6 protein-coding genes are annotated in these 7247 nt (G+C 72.9%); all 6 read left to right on the top strand.

From position 1 onward, the window contains the following. The coding region (locus JHD21_RS18915; protein ID WP_292678366.1) for a DUF1800 domain-containing protein at positions 1-1576 on the top strand (1576 nt) is incomplete at its 5' end. Positions 1577-1608: 32 nt separating this feature from the next. Further along, a complete protein-coding gene (locus JHD21_RS18910; RefSeq protein WP_292678364.1) occupies positions 1609-2892 on the top strand; it encodes a DUF1501 domain-containing protein in 1284 nt (427 codons plus the stop codon). Positions 2893-2969: 77 nt separating this feature from the next. After that, the gene (locus tag JHD21_RS18905; RefSeq protein ID WP_292678362.1) at positions 2970-3641 is read left to right on the top strand and encodes an acyltransferase; all 672 of its coding nucleotides are present in this window, start codon (positions 2970-2972) and stop codon (positions 3639-3641) included. Positions 3642-3714: 73 nt separating this feature from the next. Then, positions 3715-4329: a response regulator transcription factor gene (locus tag JHD21_RS18900; protein WP_292678360.1), complete on the top strand. Its 615-nt coding sequence runs from the start codon at positions 3715-3717 to the stop codon at positions 4327-4329. Next, the gene (locus JHD21_RS18895) at positions 4253-6292 is read left to right on the top strand and encodes an FAD-dependent oxidoreductase (RefSeq protein ID WP_365696346.1); all 2040 of its coding nucleotides are present in this window, start codon (positions 4253-4255) and stop codon (positions 6290-6292) included. Before JHD21_RS18900 ends, JHD21_RS18895 begins: the two co-directional genes overlap by 77 nt. A 155-nt stretch (positions 6293-6447) precedes the next feature. Further along, positions 6448-7247: sigma-70 family RNA polymerase sigma factor (locus JHD21_RS18890; RefSeq protein WP_292678356.1), on the top strand; the 800-nt coding region annotated here is incomplete at its 3' end.

The following is a 7247-nucleotide window of genomic DNA, read 5'->3' as shown; positions in this document are numbered from 1 at the left end:
GTTGGCGAGACGGTTCGCGGTCGCCGGTGCCCTCGCCACGGCCGCCGTCAGCGGGTCGATCCCAGCCACTGCCGCGGTGGCCGCGGAGGACGACGACCTGTCGGCGTACCTCCCGGCTCGCTTCAAGGGCGAGGACACGCTCCTCTCCCGGCGCGACCGGCACCTGGTCAGCCGCTTCTCCTACGGCGTGACGCCGGACCTGGCCCGTGACGTGCGCCGGGCCGGTGGGGCCCGGGAGTGGTTCGAACGCCAGCTGAGGCCCAGCGCGATCAAGGACAAGAAGGCAGGACGGCTCCAGGCGTGGTGGCCGAGCCTCAAGCGCGGGCCTCGCGAACTGTGGGAACGGCAGATCACCGGGGTCGAGGGCGGCTGGGAGGTCATGAACGACTACGCCCGCTGGTCGATGATGCGCCGGATGGTCTCGCAGCGGCAGGTCTTCGAGGTCATGGCGGAGTTCTGGGAGAACCACCTGCACGTGCCCGCCCTCGGCGACGCGCAGTTCACGCACCGGGTCGACTACGGCCGGGCCGTCCGCGAGCACGCGCTCGGCCGGTTCGACGAGATGCTGCTCGCCACCACCACCCACCCGGCGATGCTGATCTACCTGGACGCCGCGGAGTCGACCAAGGAGCACCCCAACGAGAACCTCGGCCGCGAGCTCCTCGAGCTGCACACCGTCGGCGCCGGCAGCTACGACGAGAAGGACGTCAAGAACTCCGCCCGGATCCTCACCGGCTGGTCGGTCGACATGTGGGAGACGTGGCGCCCCGAGTACCACGAGGACGACCACTACCTCGGCAAGGTCAAGGTCAAGGGCTTCAAGGACAAGAACCGCAAGGCCAACGGCAAGGCCCTGACCGCGTCCTACCTGCGCTACCTGGCCCACCACCCCGACACGGCCAAGCACCTGGCCACCAAGCTCTGCGAGAAGTTCGTCGGCGACAAGGCCACCAGGTCGCTGGTGAAGAAGCTGGCGAAGGTCTACCTGGAGAACGACACGGCGATCGTGCCGGTGCTCCGCGAGCTGGTCGACTCCGAGCAGTTCCAGCGCTCGGTCGACGACAAGGTGCGCGACCCGGCCGAGGACCTGGTCGCGACCTACCGAGCCCTGCGGATCGACGTACGCCGCCCTCCGGCCGACGAGGACGCCTACCGGGGGTCCGCGGTCGCCGCCATGCTCTGGCAGGCCGGCGGCATCGGCCTGGTCCCCTTCAGCTGGGCCGCCCCGGACGGACAGCCGATCGACAACGAGTCCTGGTCCTCTCCCGGGCGGCTGATGGGTTCGATGGACGTGCACTGGCAGCTCGCGCACGGGCACTACCCCGACGAGGCCGTCGGCTACAAGGAGCCGATGAAGTGGATGCCCGGGCCGGCGGTCCGCTTCGACGAGCTCGTCGACCACCTCTCCCAGCAGCTGCTGCACCGGCACTCCGATGCCCGGCTCCTCAAGGCGTGCAGCAAGGCCACCGACGTCAAGCCGAAGGACTACGTCATCGAGGACCACGAGCTCATCGAGTGGAAGTTCGGCCGGCTCCTCGCCACCATCCTCGACTCCCCCGCCCACTACAGCCGGTGACCCCGATGACTCCGACGAGACCGAAGACCCAGATGACTGCGACCACCGCCGGCTCCCCCCAGCCCTGCTGCGACGAGTACGCCGCCATGCAACGCTCCGCCTACGGGACCGCCACCGGGGTGAGCCGTCGCGGCGTCCTCGGCGGCGCGCTCGCCCTCGCGGGGGCCTCGACGATGGTGGGCGGGGCTGTCGTCACGGCATCCCCCGCGATGGCCGCCAGCGCCGCCTCCGTCCTCGTGGTGGTCTCGCTGCGGGGCGGGTCCGACGGCCTCAACATGGTCGTCCCCCATGCCGACCCCGACTACTACCGGGCCCGGCCCAACATCGCGATCCCGTCCGACCGGCTGCTCGTCAAGGACGGCATGTTCGGCCTGCACCCGGCGATGGCCGCCCTCGTGCCGCTCTGGACGGCCGGCCAGGTCGCGACGGTGCACGCGGCCGGGCTACCCGTGGCCAACCGGTCGCACTTCGACGCGATGGAGGAGATCGAGGACGCCGACCCCGGCTCGCGGGCCCGGGTCGGCTGGCTCAACCGGCTGATCGGGACGACCCCCGGCGATGCCCCGCTCCAGGGTTTCAGCGCCGGCTCCAGCATGATCCCCACGTCGCTCTTCGGGCCGCGACCGGCCATGTCGGCCGACCGGGTCGAGGACGTCGGCCTGCCCGGCGCCGGTGACGAGGGATGGCGTGAGGCGTCGGTGCGCACCCTGTGGTCCGGCAACAGGACCACCCTGGGCCGTTCCATGGCCGCCACGCTGACGGCGATCGACACCTTCGGCGCGGTCGAGGCGACCGAGGACAACCGCGACGCCTACCCCGGCAACGACCTCGGGCGGGCCCTGGCCACGGCAGCCCGGATCATCCGCGGCGACGTCGGGGTCGAGGTGATCACCGTGGACCAGGGCGACTGGGACATGCACTCGGGCGCCGGCGGGCCGGACGGCGGGTGGATGTACGGCAACAACGAGGGGTTCGCCGAGGCCGTCGCCGCCTTCCTGGGAGACCTCGGCACGCAGGCACCCAAGGTCACGCTGGTCACCCTCAGCGAGTTCGGCCGGCGCGTCCAGGAGAACGACAACTACGGGACCGACCACGGCTACGGCAACGTGATGTTCGTGGCAGGCGCCGGCGTCCGGGGCGGCTACCACGGCCGCTGGCCAGGGCTGGGCAACAGCTACGACTCGGACCTGACCGTCACCACCGACTACCGCCAGGTGCTCGCCGACATCGTGCAGGCGCGGTTCGGCGGCGCCTCGATCCCGACCGTCTTCCCGGGCCTGAAGCGGCAGTCCACCGGTTGCATGCTCGGCGTCTGAGGGAGACCGACCCCCGGCACCGGTCCCGACACCACCAGTCCCGACACCACCGGACCCGGCACCACTAGAGTCGCGCCGTGAACCCGGTCGGTCGGCTGCTCAACCGCGGTGTCCACGCCGCCCGGCTCTGGGTGGCCCGGGCCGGCGAGATCGTGCCCGGCACCCATGCGGCGGACCGCTTCGGCAGCTTCGGCGAGGGCACCTGCATCGACTACCCGCCGGCCACCCTGCTCAACGTGGAGGCGATCCACCTCGGGTCCGGCACGTTGGTCGGCCGGCACGCCACGCTCTCGGTCGGGTACGGGGTGGGAGACCTCCACCTCGCGGGCCGGGGGCTGTTCATCGGCGACCGTTGCGTGCTGGGCGCCCGCACCACGATCACCGCGCACGAGCGGATCGAGATCGGCGACGCCGTCTTCTTCGGGCAGGGCGTCTTCGTCACCGACGCCAGCCACGGCTACCAGGACCCTGGCCTGCCGATCGGCAAGCAGCTCGGCGCTCATCAGCCGGTGTCGATCGGGTCCGGCACGTGGGTCGGCCACGGGGCGGTCATCCTCCCCGGCGCCAGGCTCGGCCGCAACGTCGTGGTCGCGGCCGGCGCCGTCGTCCGCGGCGTGATCGAGGACTTCGCGGTCGTCGCCGGCAGCCCCGCCCGAGTCGTGCGGCGTCTGGAGCCGGGCGTCGGGTGGGTCGGGTCCTCCGACGTCCGGCCGGTGGTCGACCAGTCCCAGCTGTTCGCGGACGGCTGACCGGACGAAAGCCACCCCTTCGGGTGAGGGGAGGGTGCTTGCCTCAGCGGGTCCGCGACCCAGAATTCGGGTCATGCCTCCCGACCCCCTGCTCGTGGCGGTCGTGAGCCCGCAGGACGTGGTCCGTCACGGCCTGGTCGCGCTGCTCGGCCGGCATCCGGACCGGGTCACCGTGGTCTCCAACCCCGACGGCGGCGAGCCGGACGTGGTCGTCTTCGACGTGGTCGAGCTGGCCGACGGCGACCTGTCCGGCCTCAAGGAGCTGCTCGCCTCGAGCCCGGCCAAGGTGCTCGCCATGGACCGCGACCTGAGGCCGGACCTGGCGGCCCGGGCGTTGGCGCTCGGCGCCGACGGGCTGTTCTCGATGGGCGTCAGCGAGTCCGAGCTCCTCGCGGCCGTCGAGGCGGCGGCCAGCGGGAAGCACGCCCGTGCCCGGGCGGGCGAGCACGAGGCCGAGCTGCGCCTGGGCGCACAGGTGGGGCTGACCGCCCGTGAGGTGCAGGTGCTGACGATGATCGCGCAGGGACACACCAACCGGGAGATCGCGGAGGCCCTCTACCTCAGCCCCAACTCGATCAAGACCTACGTCCGCACGGCGTACCGCAAGATCGGTGCGACCAGCAGGTCGCAGGCCGTGGGCTGGGCGATCCGCCACGGCTTCCCGGTGGATCGGCCCGCGACGGGCTGACCTCCCGCACGTGACGGGGTTCCCCCACCTGCTCCGCCCGGGGCGGATCGGGTCGATGAGGGTGCGCAACCGCATCGTGATGTCACCGATGGAGACGTTGTACGGCACGCCCGAGGGCCTGCCCTCCGAGCGGACCCGCGCCTACTTCGCGGCGCGAGCCGCCGGAGGAGTCGGTCTGGTCACGGTCGGCGCGACCGGTGTCGACCACCGGCATCCGGAGACCCCCGGAGGCCTCCAGATCGCCACCGACGACAGCCTCCCCGCGCACCGGGCGCTGGTCGAGACGGTGCACGAGCACGGCGCTCGGATCCAGCCCCAGATCGTGCACGCGGGCCCGGACGGCCTCGGTCCGGAGATGTTCGGCGTCGACTCGCTCGGACCCTCGGTGATCCAGTCCTACCTGACCGGCCGCGCCTCCACCGAGATCGGTCCCGAGCAGTGGTCGACGGTGCTCGACCAGTACCGAGCGGCCGCGACCAGGGTCCGGGAGGCCGGGTACGACGGGCTCGAGCTGCACGCCGCGCACGGGTACATGCTGCTCGGGTCCTTCCTGGCTCCGGTGCGGAACCGCAGGAGCGACGGCTACCGCGGCAGCACGGTGCGCGGCCGGTGGCGCGCGGTGCTCGAGGCGCTGGCCGCCATCCGCGCCGAGATCGGCGACGACTTCCCGGTCACCCTGCGGGTCTCGGGCCACGAGCGCGTGGCCGGTGGCCGGCCGTCCTACGAGCTCGCCGGGGTCGCACCTCGGCTCGTCGCCGCCGGTGTCGACGCCTTCCACGTCAGCGGTGGCGTGATCGACCGCTACGTCACGCAGATGGTCAACGGCTCCGACGACGGCGACGGGCTCAACGTGGGTGCCGCCGGCGCGGTCCGCGAGGTGGTCGACGTCCCGGTGATCGCCGTCGGCCGGATCCACGACCCCGAGCTCGCCGAGCGGATCCTGGCGGACGGCCGGGCCGACTTCGTGGCGATGGCGCGGCCGCTCCTCGCCGACCCGGACCTGCCGAGCAAGTTGGCGGCCGGCACACCGGAGCGGGTACGCCGCTGCATCTCGTGCGAGAACTGCATCGATGCCATGGAGCTGAGGTTCTCCGTCGACTGCGCGGTCAACCCGCGCACCGGCAAGGAGCTCGAGCTGACGCCCGCACCGGCGACCTCGCCCCGGCACGTGGTGGTCGTCGGCGGTGGACCCGGCGGGCTGGAGGCGGCCCGGGTCGCCGCCGGCCGCGGCCACCGGGTGACCCTCCTGGAGCGGGACGCCCGGCTCGGTGGGCGCCTGGTGGGCGCCGCGGCCGTGCACCCGGACAACCGCCCGTTCCTCGAGTGGCTCCTCGCCGAGGTGGCGGCTCTTCCCATCGAGGTGCGCCTGGGCGTCGCCGCCGACCGGGCTCTGGTCGCCGCACTGTCGCCCGACGCCGTCGTCGTCGCGAGCGGGGGTCGGGTCACCTACCCGGACCTCCCCGGCGAGGACCTGCCGCACGTCCTGAGGCTCCACGACCTCCCCCTGTCCGGGCCCGGCACCGGCCTCGAGGCCGTCGGTGCGCGGGTGGCGGTCGTCGGCGGCGGCCTGGCCGCGATCCAGCTGGCCGAGACCCTCGCGGTCTCCGGGCGCCGGGTCGCAGTCTTCGAGACCGGCGACACCGTCGCCCCGGAGATCGGCTGGAAGCGCAAGACCGAGCACCTCCTGCGCCTCGACCGGCTCGGCGTCACGCTGCACACCGAGGTGGTCGTCGACGAGGTCGTGACCGAAGGCCTGCACTTCACACCGGCCGAGGGGCGTCGGCGCACCCACCCGGCGGACACGGTGGTGCTGGCGGGGACCGTCCACGCGGCCCCGTCGCTGTACGACGAGGTCGTCGCCGGGCTGCCGGACGTCGAGGTGGTGGCGGTCGGCGACTGCGCCCGGCCCGGCCTGGTCCAGAAGGCGGTCGAGGACGGCGCCCGCGCCGGCGCGGGCGTCTGAGACCGGCCCGACGACCGCCCGGGCGATCCACCGCGGGTTTTCCTGCAAGGTCCGCGCCGGTCGCGCCTCCTACCTGTGCCGACACCCGACCCGGAGGAGCACGATGTGCCCGCGATGCGCCACCAGAACCGCCGCCCACGCCCTAGGCTGCGCGCATGATCGCGCCGTCGGACGCGGAGCTGGTCTCGGGGGTCCTCGCCGGGGACCGCGACGCGTTCGCCCAGGTCTACGACCGCTACGCCGACCGGTTGCACGACTTCGCCTACTCCATGCTGCGACACCGCGAGGACGCAGCGGACGCGGTGGCCGACGCCTTCGTCTCGACCGCCGAACGGCTGGACCAGCTCCGCGACCCCGACCGGCTCCGACCGTGGTTGTACGCCGTCGTGAGACGTGAGTGCCTGCGGCGGCTGAAGGCGCGCTCGCGCACGGCGTACGGCGGGGACGAGGATCTCCTCGACCTGCCGGACCAGGCCGCCGCTCCGGAGACCGTCGCCGAGCAGGAGTCCCTGCGCTCCCTCGTGTGGGACGCGGCGGGCGGGCTCAACGAGCGGGACCGCGCGATGCTCGACCTGCACCTGCGCCAGGGGCTGGACGGCGCCGAGCTAGGCGAAACGATGGGGATGAGCGCCGAGAACGCCTACGTCGGTCTCAGCCGGCTCCGGGACCAGGTCGAGCGGTCCATCGGCGCGCTGCTGGTCGCCCGGACCTCGAGCCAGGACTGTGCCGAGCTGACCAGCGTGCTCGACGACTGGGACGGCGAGTTCACTCCACTGGTCCGCAAGCGGGTGGCCCGCCACGTCGACCGGTGCCGGGACTGCACCGCTCGCCGTGCCGTGCTGGCCAGCCCGGCGGCCCTCCTGGCCGGCGTCCCGGCGTTCGCCGCGCCGCTCCTGCTCCGTGACCGGGTCCTCGAGGACGCGCGGCTCGTGTCCGCGCTGGACTCCCGGAGGAC

Origin of the sequence: Nocardioides sp., assembly GCF_016462705.1 — a bacterium.
GTDB lineage: Bacteria > Actinomycetota > Actinomycetes > Propionibacteriales > Nocardioidaceae > Nocardioides.
Note: the sequence above shows the minus strand (reverse complement) of the source record. Positions and strands in the feature narration are given on the sequence as shown.